The sequence below is a fragment of the Mycoplasma sp. 1018B genome (assembly GCF_024582675.1).
In the GTDB taxonomy this organism is placed as follows: domain Bacteria; phylum Bacillota_I; class Bacilli_A; order Mycoplasmatales; family Metamycoplasmataceae; genus Mycoplasmopsis.
Genome location: NZ_CP102084.1, coordinates 315000 through 333076, shown reverse-complemented (window position 1 = coordinate 333076; position 18077 = coordinate 315000). Strand labels below are relative to the sequence as shown.

The window sequence follows — 18077 nt, the reverse complement described above, 5'->3', positions numbered from 1 at the left end:
CTTTTATTTTCTAAATCATTATCATCATTAAGATTAATAATTTTTTGATTAAAAGATCTAAATTAATATTATTTAAATTTAATTGTGAAATTTTATCTAATTCTATAATTTGATTATTAATAAAATTAATTTTGCTTAAATATTCATTATCATTAATTTTTACATTTAAGAAATTATTGTTTAATTTTGAAATAATATTTAAATCTAAATTATTTTTTGTTTCTAAATTTACTAATTCATCTAATTTACGTTTTAAATATTTATTTAAAATTTTATAATTATTATCAGTAAAATTTAATTCTTTTCATTCTTTTAATAATGAATCTTTATTTGTTTGATTTAAATTATTTTCTTTAATTTGTTGTTTTAAAATTAAGTGCAATTCAAGATTTTCAATATTTTGAATAATTTTTTCTCTAGTTACATTTAGAGCAAATTCCATAATTGAATTCAAATATTCAATTTTAAAATCATTGTTATATTGTTGATTTTGATAAATATTTTGCATATGATTAAATAATGTTAAAAGATTATTTAATTCTTGATTGTATAAATTATTTGATATTTCTAAATAACTTATTTTTTCAATAAAAGTATTTTTTATTTCTTCTTTTAAAATGCTATTTTCATTAATAATTTTTAAAGCATTTAAAGCTAATTTAACATTATTTAATTTTTGACCAAATAAATTATTAGTTAAATCTAAATTAGTTAAAAAATTAATAATTTTTGTTTTTTGTTCATTAGTTAAAAATGCTGAATACTCAGTTTTGAATAAAGCAATAAAATCAATTTTTTGTAATAAATTAGTTTTACTTTGCACAAATAAATTTTTATTATTTTTTAAATTATCTAAATCATCAGCAACAATAGTTAAAACATTTTCAATTAATGAATTTTGTTCATCAATATCTAAAATTTTATTTTCTCTTATAGTTAACATTAAAATCTTTTTATCTCTTAAATGATTAAAAATTTTTCTTAAATTTTCAAATTCTTCTTTTTGTGCGTTATTAACATTAACATCTAATTGTTCAACTTGATTAATTAATAATTCTTTATCTTCACTTAATAATAAATGTTCATCATTAATTTCATCTATTAAAATTTGTTTAATTAAAGCTCAATTTAAATTTCCATCTAAATTAGTAAAGGTTAATAATAATTCTTGTTCTAAACGCACAATTTGTTTTTCATCATAATTTAGACCATTTTCTTTAATTAATTCTTGATAAGTATTTCTAGCTTGATCAAAACGATTTTTAATATTTTCGCTTGCTTGAGTATAAGAAAAATTATTAGTATTATTTAATTCTCTATTAATTGCATTAAAAGTACGTTTAATACGCATCATTAAATTATTTCTTAATTGAGCTTGATTAAATAAAGTGTTCATTTGACTAGTAATACTATATGTTGCTAAGATTATTTTTAGTTGATTTTTTTGATTATTATTTAAATGTTCTAAGGAATCAATTTTACTTATAATTTCTTTTTCTTTAGTTTTTAAAGTTAAATTACCATCTAAATCTTCAATTGCTAAATTTAAATCATTTAATAATGAATTTAAAGTTTGATGATTTGTAAGATTTGAACCCAATTCCTTATTAATTAAATTATTCGTTTGATTGAATAAAGCTTCAAAATTAGTTTTTTTATCACTTGAAGCATTTAAATAATTAGCACTTTCTAATAATAATTTTACTTGTTGAATTCTTTGACTAAAATTAAACATTATTTTATCTATTTCTTCGCCAATAAGAGCTTTTTCTCTTACTAATTCTGGAGTAACGATTTTATCAATTTCAGTAATTAAACCTTGTTTTTGGGCATTATTTAAATTAATAAAATTATTAACTTTATTAATTGCTTCTTTTCTTACTTCTAAAATATTTTCTTTACCATTTAAATTATTAATTACTTGGGCTAAATTTGCAATTGTTTGTTGCACTTTAGTATTATCTAAAATATCATTTGCTAAAGAATATTTTTTGTTAAAGTTTGCTAATAATGTTTTAGCTTCATTTAAAGCATTATCATAAGCCAATTTTAAAGATACTTCAGAACCTGTATAGTTTAAATCTTGAGTAATAACATTACTATTATTAATATAAGTATTTAAATCGTTTAAATTAGTATTTAATAAATTTAAAGAAGCTTCTACATGATATACATTATTAATTGTCTTTTGATTATCAATTAAATTTAAAGCTGCATCAATTTGTTGTTGAGTTAAATTGTTAAATTCTTTAGCTTTTACTTTTGATTTTATTTTTTCTTGTACATTATTTAATCTTTGCAAACCATCAAGTTGTTTAATAACATTATTAAATTGTTCAATTTTTTCATTTAATAATGTTAAAGAAATATTTCAACCATTTTGATAATTAATAATTTCATTTCTTTCATTGAGAGCACTTAAATATGCATATTTATTAATATCTGAAGCTTGATCAAAATTAATATCACTTTGACTTATTGTTGCAATGTTTTTATAATTTTGCATTGCATTATTTAAATTAATAATCTCACTATTTAAATTGGTTAATTCAGCATTTAAAGAAGATTTAATATCATTAATAAAGCTATTTTTTTGTGCATTATTTAAAGCTTGCATTTGATTTAATAAAGTAATTAAGTTATTTTTAGTTTCATCAAGTTTTTTAATTTCTTTTAATAAATTATCAATAGCTAAATCAATTGGTTCATCAATTTGTTCAAAATTAAATACTAATTTTCTAATTTGGCTTAAATAATTACTTTTTTCACTTTCATTAACATTATTTAAACGCCCTATTTCAGTTTGAGCATTAGATTTTGCTCTTTCAAAAGCTTCGTATAAGAGATTATTTATTTCAATATTTAAGGGTTTATAATCAAGCAAATTAATTTTATTTTCTAAAAGTAAAATTTCTCTTGCTTGTAAATTAATCATATTATGAATTTTAACTCTTAAATTGTTTCTAATTCCATCTAAAGTTAATATTACATGTTCTAAATTTTCTTTTTGTTCGTTAGTATTTATAACTATGTGTTCAAAATTTTGATAATTTATATTAGCAAAATCATCATTTGTTCACTCAATTAATTTAACTTGCGAATCTTGCATAATTTGATCAAAATTATTTCTTTTTTCTATTGTATCTAATAAATAAATATCTTCTTTTTTAATTAATTGAGCTTGATTAAGTAAATTAGCTAAAGAAGTTAAATTATTTTTGTAATTAGAAATTAATAAAGAAATTTTAATTAAAGTATCATAATTTAAAGCTTGAGTCATTAAATTATTTATTTTTTGAGTTTGATTTTGATTTAAATTTAAATTATTAAGGTTAATTAAAGCATTATCTAAGTTGTTTTGACCATCTAATTGAGCAAAACTATAAGTTAAATCATTAATTATTTGTTCAACTTGTAAGATTGTAAAATTATTTATATTATTTACATCTAAAAAACTTAAAGCATTTAAATAAACATTATCATAATTATTTCTATTTTCGTTAGTAGCTAAACGATAGTTAATATAAATTTTATTAATATTTTTAAATATATCACTAACATCTTCTTGAGCTAAAAGACTCATTTGTTGTTTTAAAAGATTTTCCAAGCTTATTAACTTTTGACTTAAATTATAAGCATTAGCTTTAATTTGTTCTATTTTGTCTAAATTTTGATTTCTTAATTGTAAAGCAAAATATTCTTTATGAGCATTATTTAAATGAGCGTATAATCCTATTTCTTCAATTATTAAATGTTTTTGATTATTTAATTCCTGAGCTTCTTGTAAAATACTTGCAAAAGTTTGATCCGCTCCTACATTTTTAGAAAGATCAATTGTTGCTTGATTAATTTGATTGACAAATAAATTAATTTCTTGTGCATTTAATAAATTATTTTTAATTAACTGATTAATTGCATTAACTTTAACAAAAGATTGTGCTACATCAAAAATATTATTTTTCTCTTGTTGTGTTGGTTCTTTACTTAATTTATTAACATCTTCTTTTAAATTATTTTTTTGCTCTCTAGTTAATAAATAAAAACCTTCAATAATATTTTTAATTTCTCCTCTTTGCCCATCTAATAAATTGTTAGCATTATTAAGAGCTTTTATTTTAGTTTCAAAATCATTTATTAAATCAAGAGTTTTATCTTTAGTCAAAGTAGTTATATCAAAAGTAATAAAACTGTTTTTTAAAGTTATTAAATTCTTTTGAGTTTCTAATAAAGAATTTTGATTTTCTTTTGTATCTGTTTGAAAAATTTGACTTTCTTTAATTTCATTAGATAAATTAATTAAATTATTTGCTTGAGTAATCAAAAGATCTAAATTTTTTAAATTTGATACATAAAGTGCTCTTTGCTCTTCGTTTTCCCTTAAAAGATTAACGATTAATTGATCTTTAGCTTGACGATCAAAATTCATCAACTCATTAATAGTATCAAGTAATTGTTGATTGTTTGCATTAGTATTTAAAGCATTAAAAGCATTATTTAAATTTTGAATAATATTTTCTATTTCTACTGAAGTTCAATTTATATTTTGACTAGTATCAAAAACCAAAATAGCATTATTTAAATTAGTATCATATTCTAATTTAATAGTTTCATTAGCATATAAGTAATTACGATTAATTTTATTTTCTTTACTATTAATATCAAAAATTTCTTTTTGAGTTAAATGACTTAAGTGTGCTAATATTAATTTTTTCAAATTAATCATTTGCTCATTTAATTTTTTAGCACTTTCATATAATGATTCACTCATATTTAAAGCATTATTTTTTATTTCATTTATATAAAAGTTTTTTTGAGTAGAATTTAATTCATTTAGTAAATTATTAATTTGACTACTAAAGAGTGATTTTTGATGATTTTGGTTAATAAAAGTTTGCAAAATATCAACTAATTTTTGATCATAAATTTTTTGATTTAAATCATAATTACTTTGATTAATTTGTTCAATAAAAGTTGTTTTTTCTGCTGTGGCTAAAAAAGAACTATTGTTGTTATCATTCAATTGTGTTAAAACATTGTTTTTACTATATTGATAAGCTTGTTGATAAATACTATCTTTATCAGTTTGTTCAAGATTTTTCTTTAAATTATTAATTTGTAATTTTAATTCGTTTTTATTAGCTAAATTTAAAAATGAAAACTTTTCTAAATCTTGAATTAATTGCAATTGTAAACCATTTAAAAGATTAAATTTAGTTTTTAAATCATTAAAATTGGTAATTAATTGGGCCAAATTTTGATCAATTTGATTATCAGTTAAATTAGTAAAATCTAAAGTATTACTAATTTGCAATGCATTTTGTAGCTGCGAATAACTATTATTAAAATTATTTTGATTTACTGCGTTATCTTGTAAATAAATATCTTGATTTTTGACATTACTTAATTCTTCAAGTAATGATTTAGTTTGATCTAAATATTTATCATAGTTAAAAATAATTCTTAAAGTTTGATCTTTTTGAGCTTTATTAGTTTTTGATTCAATAAGATTTTTAATTTGTGATTTTTGATTTGCATCAAAATTTTTTAAATTATTTAATATAGTATCTAAATTTTTATTAGTATTAGTTGTATTAAATTGATTAAATTTAGTTTTTAAATTTTCTATTAAATTATTTATTTGTTCTTTATCTAAATTAGAACCATTATTTTTATTTAAAAGTTTAAGAGCTTGTTCTAATGTTTCTTCATAAGTTAATTTAAGATCAAAATCGGCATACAAATAGTTTTCTCAATTTTTTTCTTGCTTTGTTTGAATATCATTTAAATTTTCATCTTGTACAAGTTTTTTTAATTGCTCTAAAATTAAATTATTTAAAGTTTCTAAAAGTTGATTAATTTGATTATATTTAGTTTCAAGGTTATTTTTTTCTTCAAAAGAAGTAGAAATTATATCTTTTTCTAAAACGTTCAAATAAACATTATTTAAATAAATATTTTGCGTTTTTAAAGTGTTAAAATAATTTTCTTTATTTTTATTAAGATCTAAAGTTTCACTAAAAATTTGAGCTAAATTATTTAAATAAAGTTCATCAAGTAAATTTAAATTATTTACTTTTTCTATTAATAATCTTTTTTCTTGAGAACTTAATCAAATTTGTTTATTGATATGGTTAATTTCATTAACATTATAACCATTTAAATTCTCATAAATATTGTCAATTGAATTAATAGTGTTTTTATCTGCTATTAAAGTTGCTAAGTTGAAATCTGTTTCATTACCTAATAAAGTAGTAGAAGTTAATAAATTAGTAGCTTTATTTAAAACATTATTCAAATTAATTTGATTTGAAGCTTGTTTATATTTATTATCATTAGTTAAAATTAATTGTTTATAATAAGTTACTTTATTACTTAATGTTTGCATTTGTGAATTTAAATTTTGCACAATTTCAATTATTTGTTTATTAATTTGATTAAATCTAGTATTTTTAATTAATTCTCGATATTTAATAAATTGAGCTTGATTTAAAAATGAGTAAGTAATTCTAAAATTATTGTAAATTAAAGCTTTATCACTGTTGGTTTTTTCTGCTCTTTGTACTAAAGCTTTAATTAAAGAACTAGCATTATTTTTATTAGTAAGCAAATTAATATTTAATATAGTTCTTTTAAAAAGTTGTTTTTCTTCGGCGCTTAAATATAAATAATTATCAATTTTAAAAGCGTAAAAATTCTTTTCATGATCTAATTGTGCAAAAAGATTTTCTAGTGAATTAATTGGATCTCTAAGTAAAATATTTAATGAATTATCAGTTAAACCATCATTAGTATTTGAAACTAATAAATTTTGTGTTTTTGTTAAAGCTTGTTCTAATTGTTCTTTTAAATTTAAAGAAGCATAAGTATAAATAGTTTGTTCTTTTAAATTAAATAAAGCTTGATTAACTTGTTCAAAAGTTATTTTTAAAGTTTGCATTTCTTGATCAAGAATAAAATAATTTTGTGCAATTTGATTCATTTGATCTTCAGTTAATGCTTGATCTAATTCATTATTTAAATTAGATAATTGTTTTGTATTTAAATTTTCATATTGTTTAATTAAACTATTTTTGAAATTTTGTCTTAAAGCATTTAAAACAATTGTTTTAATTTCTTCTTCATTATTAGCTAAATCAATAGATAAAGTAAAAAAAGTATTATTATCAGTTGTTAAATTATTATAAGTTTGTAATTTTAACTTAGCTTCTTGTTTGATAACATCTAAATTACTTAAAAAACCTCTAACAATAATTTCATTAGTTTGAGTAGAATAAGTATTTTTATTAACATTTAACTTAGTTGATTCAAGTTTGTAAATAATTTTTAAAGTGGCTTTATTATCATCAGCTTCTAATTTAGTCAAAATTAATTTAGCAAAAGTATTTAATGGCACTACATCTAAAAATTTAATTTCTTCATTAGTTACACTAGATGCTTTTCTAGAATTAAGATTATTGATATTTTCAATATTTTTAAAAACTTGATTATTTGTTATAGCTTCATTTAAACGTTTAATTTCTGTTTTTAAATTATTTAATCTAATAGTTTTTAATTCTTCTTCTGTAGCGTTTTGTTCAAAATTATTTGCATTAACTAAATAACTATTAGTAGGATTATTAATTTCTTCTAAAGTATAATTAATAAAAACATTACCATTAATTAAATCATTATGCGTTGGTGTGTTAATGATAATATTTCTTACAAGCATTTTTTCACTAGCTAAATCTACAAGTTGATTTTTATCGTTTTTAATTTTAAAAATAATTTTACTTGTATTTAATTCATCAGGTGTGATATTAGCTAAATTATCTTGATATTCTAAAATAATTTTACTTGCTTTGCTATGTAAATCAATACGATTAACATAACGTTCACTATCTTGTTTATTAGCAAAATTACTTATAACTTTGGAAGTTAAAGTATTAGAAGCTATTGGTGTTTTGATTTGTTCATTATTATAAGTTAGTTTTTTAGTTGAAATTAAACGATAAATAATTTTAATTGTTGTTTCAGTACGATCAGTAATACTAATTTTTTCAATTGTAACGTCTTCTAAATTATTCAAATTATAAGTAACTTGATCTAAAATAACTCTATTAGTTCCTATTGCTTTATCACTATAATCAAAAGAGTATGTATTGCTTTGATTATTTTGATAATTTTGTACTAATTGATTAATTCTTTGTTGTTCTTGATCAATTAATTTAGCTTGCTCAAAAAGTTTTTTAGCTTCTTGATCACTTTTTTTAACAATATCTTTTTCTTGATTAATAATATCTCTTATATCGGCGATAATATTATTTTTTGTTGCTAGAGTTAAATTAGTTAATTCCTTATTAATTCTATTAACTCAATTATCAATTGTCATGCTAAAAACTACACTAGCAAAATTAGCTAATGCTTGATCAACTTCATTAGTTTTATCAATAAGACTAAAATTATTATTAGTATCTAAACTATAATTATTTAAACTTATTAAATGATTATTAATTTTAAAATCTTTGTTTGATTTTAAAGAATGCATGAAGGTATTTTTAAATAATAAATTTTGCTTTTGTTCTTCAGTTAAATATCAATTTTGATTAATTCATGCTGCTAAATCTGCACCGTTAGCAAAAATATTTGATAAAGATTCTAAAGTTTTATTAACTAATTCTTTATATTTTCTTGCTAATAAAGTGTTATTATTGACATTTTGATAATCTAAAAGATCATTGTTTTTAATTAATTCTTCTTTATTTTTAAATAAATTAGTATTTAGTGTTTGATTTGAGCCTTGAAATTCTCTAAAAGTATTAACTAAATTATTTTTATTAGTTTGATAAGTTGAACGATATTTATAACCTTCTCAATTAGTAAAATCTTTACCACCAGTAAAATAAATAGTTTTTTCAATTTGATTGATTTGATTAATTAAAGTTTTAATAGCTTGATATAGTTTATTTTTTCTTATTGTAGCTTGTTCAATTATTTTTAAAGGAGTAATTTTGTTAGCATTTCAATAAGTAATAAAAGTTTTTAATTGACCTTCATTATAGCTTTGTGTTGTAGGAGCAGTAACTAATTGGGTTGAAAGTTGAATAATTTCATTTTTTAAAAAACTATAAACTTGTTGACGATTGTAATGATTATTAGTTTGCTCTTGAATAATATCTAAAGTATTAAGATTATCATAAATTTTTTTAATGTTAGCATAACCATTAAAAGTTAACTTATTAATTTTTTGCAATTCACTAATTTGATTTTTAATATAAGTTAAATCTTTGTAATCATTTTCATTATTAAGTGTTCTAACTAAATAATCATTACTGTTTTGATTAAAATTAGATCTAAAAGCAGCATATTTTAAATTATTCAAAAGTAAATACAAAGCAGTCAATTTGTTATTTTCATCATCTCAATAAATAAAATTTGCTCTTTGACTTACTCAATTTAATAAAGTATTGTTAGTATCAACTGCTGAACCATCAAAAATACGATTGAATAATTTTCAATATTCTTGTTCAAATATTTGTTGATTAGTATTATTTTCTTCAATGTAACTAATTCATTGATTTAAATTTTTAGAAGGATTATTTTTTAAATTAACTGCATTATTATTTGCAAAATCTCGTGCATATTCTCTTTTAATTTGTGTTTTTTGAGCTCTTGTTAATCACTCTTGAGCTTCTAAAATTTTATCTAATTTAGCTCGATCTGTTAAATCTCAAGTAATATCAACTTGACCTCAGTTAGTTCTATATTCTCCTAAGGTTTTAGAATTAATGAAATTATGATTATTTGAATCATTGACAGTATATTTTCAAAGTTTAGTATCGTAATTGGAAATATGAATTTTATAATCTTGAATTCTTTGTTCAATATCATTGAAAACATAAGATGTTTTAGTTTTATAAGTATAATCGATTTTAGCATTTTGATTAAAATTATTCTTTTTAATATCAAAAACTCTATTAGCATTATCACTATTAGTGTTATTTTTATAAACGTACATTGAATTTTTAGGAAAGAGTAAATTTTCTTTTTGATCAATTTTATATTTTTTAATTAAATTAATTGTATTTTGATCTACTGATTCAGTTGTAATAACATTAATTTTATTTGTATAGTTTTTAAAACTATGAGCTACAAAACCTACTTGAGCTTGAGTGTTATTATTAGCATTAGGTCTATTTAAACCAATACCTAAAAAAGATTCATAACCATGTTGATAATTAGAATTATTTTTATTGTGTTGATTAACTTGGAAAACAACATTTAAAAAAGGAGCAACGCCAGAATTAACTGCCGAACGAGCTTCAAAAAAAATCACTGCACCTAAATTATTTTTTAGAGCATCTTTAGTGGTTTTGTAATTAGGATGATAATTTAAATTTGATCAAGATGTATTAATAGGTAAACTTAAATAACGATTTGCAATTCCATAATCAATTTCTCTAGTGGCATTTTTAAATGAATTAGTAATTAATGCATCAGCAACTCTATCACTATTAAATTTACTATTATTTTTTGCTCCATCATAAAGAGGTATATATTTTAAACTAACAATTTTACCCGTTCTTTCAGAACCTTCAGGATCAAAATCTCCGCCATATTCAAAGGGTTCATAAATATTAAAATTAGCTAAAGTTCTTCGATTACTTGGTGTTTTTGAATTACTAAACATTTGCTTTGTAACATTAATATTTGAACCGCTTGTTACTGGTCTTAAACCAATAGTTTGACCTACACCTACATTACGATTATTTTCTCTTCTAAATAATTCAAAAGTTATTTGATTACTAAAAAGTAAATCTTTGGAAATATAAATAGCTCCTTGATATCATCTTTGAAAATTATCTAATGAACTACTTGAATTACCAAATTGAAATTGTGTCAAAAATAAATTATTATTTTGTCCTGGATTTTTTCAAATATCACTAATTTGAGACGCATTATTAACTTCTGTGGTTATTGCATTATTATTGTTATATGTTACTTTATAAAGATTTAAATCTTTTTTAAATAAATTATTATCAGTTGCCAAATTGTTATTCAAATTATTAGAGTTAACAAAATATTTGGTAGTTCAAATTCTCTCATTTGGATATTTAGTTTGTAAAGTATTATTATCAATTGTGTTAGTTTCATTAAAAACAGTCGATTGTGATAATTGAGTATTAACACTTAAAAAAATAAAAGGTAAAATAGCACTAGTACCAATTACACTATTAAAAACTATTTTCTTTTTTAAGTTTTTTTTATTGATCATAATTTTCTCCTTTTAAGATACTAAATAATTCAAGTTTATATTTTATTTTTAATTATAATTAATTATAAATTAATTAAATTAAATAAATTGAAATAAAAAACCTAACAAAATTGTTAGGCGGTATTAAAAATATATGGTACCCAAGACAGGACTTGAACCTGCACGCATTTCTGCAGTAGATTTTGAGTCTACGGTGTCTACCATTCCACCACTTGGGCAAATATATTAATATTATAACTTAAAATTATTTTTTTCAAGATTTTTGAGGTAAAAAATGATTGGAATAGTAGTAGAATATAATCCTTTTCATAACGGTCATATTAGACAATTAAATTGAATTAAAGAAAAATTTCCTAATGAAAAAATTACAATCATCATGAGCTATAAATATTCCCAGCGTGGAGAAAGAATAGTTCTATCATATAGAAAAAGAAAACATTTAGCTAAAAAATATGGTGTTAATAAAATAATTAAGCTTAAATTTAGAGAAACGGTTCAAGCAGCACATATTTTCGCTCAAAATGCACTTAAAAAATTAGTTAAAGTCAAAATTGATAAATTAGTTTTTGGTTCTGAAAGTAATGATTGTGAAGAAATGTTTTATTTAGCTAAATTAATCAAAAATAATCAAGAACAATTAAATAAAAAAATCAAATATTACTCAAAAATTGAAAAATTAGCATATCCTAAAGCTTATGCTTTGGCATTAAAAGATTTAAGTGGCAAAAATTATTTACAACCAAATGATATTTTAGGTTTTGAATACATTAAAGAAATTGTTAATAAAAATTATCGAATTAAAGTTTACACAATAAAGCGTAATATTGCTTTTCATTCTTTGGAACCTCAAACAAATTATGCTTCAGCTTCTTATTTGAGAACTTTAATACAAAATAATCAAACTTTAAATAAATATTCACCTATTAAAAAAATTAAATATCAAGATTTTAACCAAAAAATGTATAAAAAATTTCAACAAAATATTCAAAATAAAAAATATTGAAATAAAATAATTAAACTAAATGTTATAAATGAAGGTATAGAAAATTTACTTTTAAAACACGTGAGTGAACAAGATTTGAATTCTTTTTTAAACAAAACTACATCTAAGCGTTATACTAAATCACGCATATTAAGAATCATTGCTTGAATAGCTACTAAACAATGAAAAAAACATTATTTTTTATAAAATAAATGCGTAAAAAATAAATAATAAGGAATTAGAATGAAAATAAAAAAATATTGAAATTTACTACTTTTATCAAGTTGTTCGACTTTACCAATTGTTCTTGCTGCAAGCTGTAAAGATACTAATCAAAATTATAATTATAATAATTTTAAAAACGATTATGAAAGCCCTATTAATAATAAAGCTTTTACTTTATTTTTAGATCAAAAGCAAATCGAAAAAGAAATTCAAGAAATTAAAAATTTAGCTAAAGAAAATAAATTATTAAATCGTGATAATCAAGTTATAAATGAACAAATAAATAAAATTCCTCAAGTTTTAAATTTTAATTTAAGACAATTTACTGCTGAATATTTAATCGCACGTAAATTGATAAAATTTAAATTTAATGATGACAAATTAAATCAAAATATAGATTATAAATATGTTGCTAATGTTGAAAGACCTGAAGGAGTATTTTTAAAACTACAAATTTTTTGAAAAGATAATCCTAGATATTGAAAACAAACTGAACTTTTAAAATTACAAGATTATTTTAAAATCATTCGTTATGGAGCTGATCACTTACACTTTTCACTTGAAAATAGTGAAGGTCAAATGATAAGTGAAAATATTTTAGCAATTGAAAGAGCTTATAAATATAATTTAACAACTAAAGAAGAATACAAAAGCGATTATGATGCTTTTGGTGCATAATAAAAAAATAATGTAGTATACATACTACATTTTTATTTTTAAAAAATAAAAAATATGTTAGAATAAAAAAGCAATATTAATAATTGCAGAAAGTAGAATTATCTCACCCGAAGATAATATTTATCTTGGGTCTTAAGCTACAATTAAAGTCAGTGTATTTTAAGTAGTATATAAAAAATTTATCTATTTAGGAGTTTATTATTCAAGTAAATAACAAAAGTAAAAAACCTACACCAGAACATATGATTAATGAAAATATTCCTTTTGAGAAAGTTTTTGTAATTGGTGAAAATGGTGAAAAAATTGGTGTATCTAACACATTAGAAGCTATTGAAAAAGCAAAAGAAAAAAAATTAGATTTAGTTTTAATAAGTGTAGATCCTAAACCTATTGTTCGTATGTTAGATTATGGAAAATTTAAATACGAACGTAAAAAGAAAGAAAAAGCTAATAAAGAAAAACAAACTTTTGTACAAAACCGCCAAATTAGATTAACACCTATGATAGGTGATAATGATTTAAAAGTTAAAGCTAAAAAAGCTCGTGAGTTTCTTTTAGAAGGCGATAGAATTAAAGTTAGTTTAAAATTCAGAGGTAGAGAATTAGCAAGAAAAGAATTAGGTGAAGAAAAATTGAACCAATTCTATGCATTACTTGAAGATATTTCAGACATTACCAAAGAAGCAACATTAGTTAATGAAAGATTTTTAGATCTATATTTGCAACCTAATAAAACTAAAATAAGCAAATACAAAAAAGAAAATAACTTAGTAGATAAATCAACTACAAAAGATAAAGTTAGAGTTGATTAAAGTTGAATTCTACATTCACACTCTACTTTTTAAGGAGAGATTATGCCTAAAATGAAAACTAAAAGTGCGTTAAAAAAACGTATTAAAGTTACAGGAACTGGTAAAGTTCTACGTGAACAAGCTTATCGTTCACATTTAGCCCAAAATAAGACTATTAAACAAAAACGTCATTCTCGTAAACGTGCTTTAATGCATGCTTCTGATCTAAAAAGATTTAAAGCTATGTTTTAATAACTTTTACATTTATTGACTATTACAGTAATTTAATTATTTTGTTGTAAAGGAGAAATAATGAGAGTAAAAGGTGGAACAGTTACAAGAGCAAGACGTAAAAAATGAATAAAATTAGCAAAAGGTTATTTTGGACATAAATCAATTGGTTATAAAGTAGCAAAACAAGCAGTAGTTAAATCATGAACTTATGCTTTTAGAGATAGAAAACAAGTTAAACGTAATTTTAGAAAACTTTGAATTGCTCGTATTAATGCAGCTACAAGAGCTGAGGGTTTAAGTTATTCTAGATTTATTAATGGTTTAAAAAGAGCTAACATTATTGTTAACCGTAAAATGCTTTCAGAACTTGCTATTAATGAACCAAATACATTTAAATTATTAATTAATTTAGCTAAAGAGGCTTAAAAATATTTTTTAAAACACCTATTAAATAAACTGGCAAGTTTAAATAAAAGGTGTTTTTTTATTTTAATATTATTTTTTAGTTGTTTATTTATTAATGATATAAAAATATAACATAGTATTTTCAAATTTAGAATATAAAACTTTTTTTAATTAATTTATCAATATGATATTGATCTAAATTTTTTAAAATCTTTAAATAAAAAAATTGAAATATAATAGAACTATCATAATAAACATCAATTTCATTAATATGCAGTAAAATTATTATTTTTAATTTCAGTAATTATTTTTTTAAATTTTAATGATTTGAATTTTAGCAATAAAAAATGTTTTCTTTAAATTTATTTATATTTTTAACATATATATATATATATAAGAATAAAAACAAAATATCAAAAGAAACATTGAAATTATGAAATTATTTAAAAAATTAGTTGGTTTAGGTTTAGAAGCAGTTGTTATTACTGGTTTATTTTCTATGATTGTCATTTCTTGTTGTGCTAAAACACAAGAAGAAATTTTGAAGAAGAAATAGAACAAAGTAAAAAAGAAATGATACAAAATATTCAACCAAAAACATTGCATGATTTGGAAACAATCCAAAAAGCAAGAATAGCACTTAATGAAATTGATTTAAGTAGTTTAAATTTAATTCAAAAGGAAAATGAGTAGTTAGATTTTTGAATGAATAATTGTTTAGAAAAACAAAAAATAATTGATAATAGAAAATTAAGTTCAAATGAAAAACTTGGTTTATTAAATGAAAAATTAGAAGAATTAATGACTTTAAAAGGAATAAACAAAAACTTTCTAATTATGCTGATAATGAAGAATTAGTCATCAATTTAGAAGTATAAGAAAAAGAATGACAAAATGTTAAACTTTGTTTTTTGTTTATTTTGGTTTAAAACAAAACAAATACTTGTTTATATTACAATATAATAGGTTATAAATAATGGAGATAAGAAATGAATGATTACGTAAAAAAATACAAACCTGAAAATATTAATATTATCATAGATAGTTATTTGAACAATGAAAAGGAGTTTGAAAGATTTAAAAATAATTTTTATTATGTCCCACATACTTCATTAAAACTAACCAAGTGAGATAAAAAATTTAAAGAAATTTATCAAGATTATTTAAAAGAAATTAAAAGTATTATTAATAATAAAGACTTTTTTATTCCTGATAGTCAAGGTTATTTAAGTGAAGATGAGGTTAATAGTCTGTTTGATAAAAAAAATAATGAATGATTTTATCAAGAAATCGCGACTAAACATTGTCAAAGCATAGATAAAGACTTTTCTAACACCAACAAGTTTTTGTTATTAAAGGATTTTTACGCCAGCGATACTAAATATTTTATCGAGAAAGCACTTTTCTTCCAACAAGATAAACAACTACAAGAAATAGATGATGATAACGACAAATATTATACGTCGTACCCAGATATTAATAATTTAGTCAAAAGTTATGTCTCTGTTATTTATAGGTGGTTTTTAGATGATATTAATAATGGGGTACATACTTCTTTAATATATGATTTAAACAATAACAAAATAGAATATAAACAAAGAAAAGGAAGATAAAAAACATATTTTTTAATAAGATATATATATATATATATATAGAAAAAATATTTAAAAAATATCCAATATTTTATGGATATTTTGATGTTATTCTTTATTTAAATTTAATGTTCTTTCTTCTTTTTTAATTAATCTTTTTATATTCGAATGATGCATTATTATGACTAAAAGTGCTGTCAAAGTAAAAATAATAGGTGTTACATATCAATAAGAAACTAAAAATTTAATAATATCATCATTATGTTCTACATTATTAATTCAAAATCCTAAAATTCCTTGTGTAAATCAAGGATTATACATCATTGGCAACATAACTAATGCTACACTAATTGATGCTAATGAAACTATTTTTCTTTTAACTAAAATACTAAAGAAAATTATTGAAGCAATAATGAAAGCAATAACGTTTATCATTAAAATTAACGACGCTGCACACACAACACCTTTGCCGCCTTTAAATTTAAAATAAATAGGAAAAATATGTCCAACAACAACCCCAAATCCTGCTACTTGAGGAGATACAAAAACTTGAAAAGGAAAATAAACATTAATTATATTATGTACTATTAAAGCAGCTATTAAAACAGTTAACACTACTTTAAGAAAATCAATTATAAAAACAATTAAAGCAAAACGTTTACCAAACGTTCTCAAACTGTTGGTAGCTCCTGCATTTTGACTATGGTATTTTCTTACATCATCTTTTTTGAAAAAATAACTTAAAATAATTGAAGTATTAAATGATCCAATGAATAAATAACCAGCTATAAAAAAGGCTAAATTAATTAGGACATTATAAAAAATAATCATTATTTGCTATATCTAATTAATCTTGAATTGTTTTGATATTGACGTCCTTCTTTAGCTTGATTTTGACCATTTAAAACCGTTGCATCAGCGGAAAAATAACAACGTGGTTGAAAAATAAATTGACCCACACCATAAAAATCTACTGGAGTGTTATTATCTTCAAATTCTTTGATTTTTTCAGGAGTAAAACCAGAAGAAACAGTTATTTTAACATTATTGGCTCCCATTTGATCCAAAGCTTTTCTTAATCTTTTTATTTGTTCAACATTAACTCCATAAAACTTAGGATTATCTTCTTCATTATCAAACATATGATCTTTCATAGAAGCGGATGTATCTACTCTCACTCCTCAAAGTTTATCTCCTATAGCTTCATAAGATAATCTAGCATCTCTAATTACATCATTATGATAATCAATTAAAGAAATAACATTTTCTTGAGGAAACATCTCATAATAAGCTTTAGTTACAGCTTTAATATCACCATTAAAATTTTGAATTAACGCATGAGGATATGAACCAAAAGGTTCCAACTGACTATTTGGTAAATTTTGAGCATCAGTTGACATAATATTTACACCTGCCAATCTTATAGCATCGCCATCTCTTTCTTGCATTAAAAAATGATCCATTCTATCACCCATAAAAATTATTGGTTTACCTTTTGCCGCTTGAACACACTCATACGCATTAGTTGCTATAGTTGTTGAACGTGATAAAATTCCATCAATCAAACCTTCCATAATACCAAAATCCTGATATTTGCCTTCTAATTCTAAAACAATTTCTTTAGCACTTATTATTGTGCCCTCAGGCAAATATTTGATTTGATATTTTGAAATGTCAGTATATTTTTCTAATAATTCTAAAACTTCATTCATACCACCAAGAAGTGCTTGATTGTGTCTTTGGAAAAATTGCAATTTTATAATATTATTAGGATTATATTTTTCTAAAATAGCTTTAGTTTTTAAAAAGTAAGTTGCAATATATTTTTCTATTGATTTCATCTTCTTCCTTTATTTTCATTTCAACTTTATTAATTTTAATACATAATAAATATTTTATTTGAAATATTAATTTAAATT

The 18077-nt window shown here is 21.2% G+C and carries 11 protein-coding genes and 1 tRNA gene; 8 read left to right on the top strand and 4 right to left on the bottom strand.

Annotated features, from left to right (window positions below; translation table 4 throughout):
- Nucleotides 1–10: 10 nt before the first annotated feature.
- The gene (locus NPA14_RS01270; protein ID WP_257076221.1) at nucleotides 11–11251 is read right to left on the bottom strand and encodes a hypothetical protein; all 11241 of its coding nucleotides are present in this window, start codon (nucleotides 11249–11251) and stop codon (nucleotides 11–13) included.
- Between the two features lie 134 nt (nucleotides 11252–11385).
- Nucleotides 11386–11469 (bottom strand) — tRNA-Leu (locus tag NPA14_RS01265).
- 56 nt (nucleotides 11470–11525) lie between these two features.
- Between NPA14_RS01265 and NPA14_RS01260 the strand changes: the two genes are divergently transcribed.
- The 8 genes from NPA14_RS01260 (at nucleotide 11526) to NPA14_RS01225 (ending at nucleotide 16179) form a co-directional block, all read left to right on the top strand.
- Nucleotides 11526–12440 carry a nucleotidyltransferase gene (locus NPA14_RS01260; protein ID WP_257076220.1) on the top strand — a complete coding sequence of 305 codons (915 nt, stop codon included), beginning with the start codon at nucleotides 11526–11528 and terminating at the stop codon, nucleotides 12438–12440.
- Between the two features lie 36 nt (nucleotides 12441–12476).
- Nucleotides 12477–13136, top strand: a complete 660-nt coding sequence (locus NPA14_RS01255) for a hypothetical protein (protein WP_257076218.1) — start codon at nucleotides 12477–12479, stop codon at nucleotides 13134–13136.
- Nucleotides 13137–13378: 242 nt separating this feature from the next.
- Nucleotides 13379–13948 carry a translation initiation factor IF-3 gene (gene infC / locus NPA14_RS01250; protein WP_257076216.1) on the top strand — a complete coding sequence of 190 codons (570 nt, stop codon included), beginning with the start codon at nucleotides 13379–13381 and terminating at the stop codon, nucleotides 13946–13948.
- A 51-nt stretch (nucleotides 13949–13999) separates the two neighbouring features.
- Nucleotides 14000–14179, top strand: a complete 180-nt coding sequence (gene rpmI, locus NPA14_RS01245) for a 50S ribosomal protein L35 (RefSeq protein WP_373456861.1) — start codon at nucleotides 14000–14002, stop codon at nucleotides 14177–14179.
- A 57-nt stretch (nucleotides 14180–14236) separates the two neighbouring features.
- Complete coding sequence (rplT, locus tag NPA14_RS01240; RefSeq protein ID WP_323177152.1) at nucleotides 14237–14587, top strand: 50S ribosomal protein L20; 351 nt, start codon at nucleotides 14237–14239, stop codon at nucleotides 14585–14587.
- Nucleotides 14588–14999: 412 nt separating this feature from the next.
- Entirely contained in the window at nucleotides 15000–15122 is a 123-nt protein-coding gene (locus NPA14_RS01235; protein WP_257076212.1) for a hypothetical protein, read from the top strand.
- A 149-nt stretch (nucleotides 15123–15271) separates the two neighbouring features.
- Nucleotides 15272–15424, top strand: a complete 153-nt coding sequence (locus NPA14_RS01230; RefSeq protein WP_257076211.1) for a hypothetical protein — start codon at nucleotides 15272–15274, stop codon at nucleotides 15422–15424.
- Between the two features lie 131 nt (nucleotides 15425–15555).
- Nucleotides 15556–16179 carry a hypothetical protein gene (locus NPA14_RS01225; protein WP_257076210.1) on the top strand — a complete coding sequence of 208 codons (624 nt, stop codon included), beginning with the start codon at nucleotides 15556–15558 and terminating at the stop codon, nucleotides 16177–16179.
- An 87-nt stretch (nucleotides 16180–16266) separates the two neighbouring features.
- Here NPA14_RS01225 and plsY read toward each other — a convergent pair whose 3' ends face one another.
- Nucleotides 16267–16989, bottom strand: a complete 723-nt coding sequence (plsY, locus tag NPA14_RS01220) for a glycerol-3-phosphate 1-O-acyltransferase PlsY (RefSeq protein WP_257076209.1) — start codon at nucleotides 16987–16989, stop codon at nucleotides 16267–16269.
- A complete protein-coding gene (locus NPA14_RS01215; RefSeq protein WP_257076208.1) occupies nucleotides 16989–17999 on the bottom strand; it encodes a nicotinate phosphoribosyltransferase in 1011 nt (336 codons plus the stop codon). Before NPA14_RS01215 ends, plsY begins: the two co-directional genes overlap by 1 nt.
- Between the last annotated feature and the right edge of the window lie 78 nt (nucleotides 18000–18077).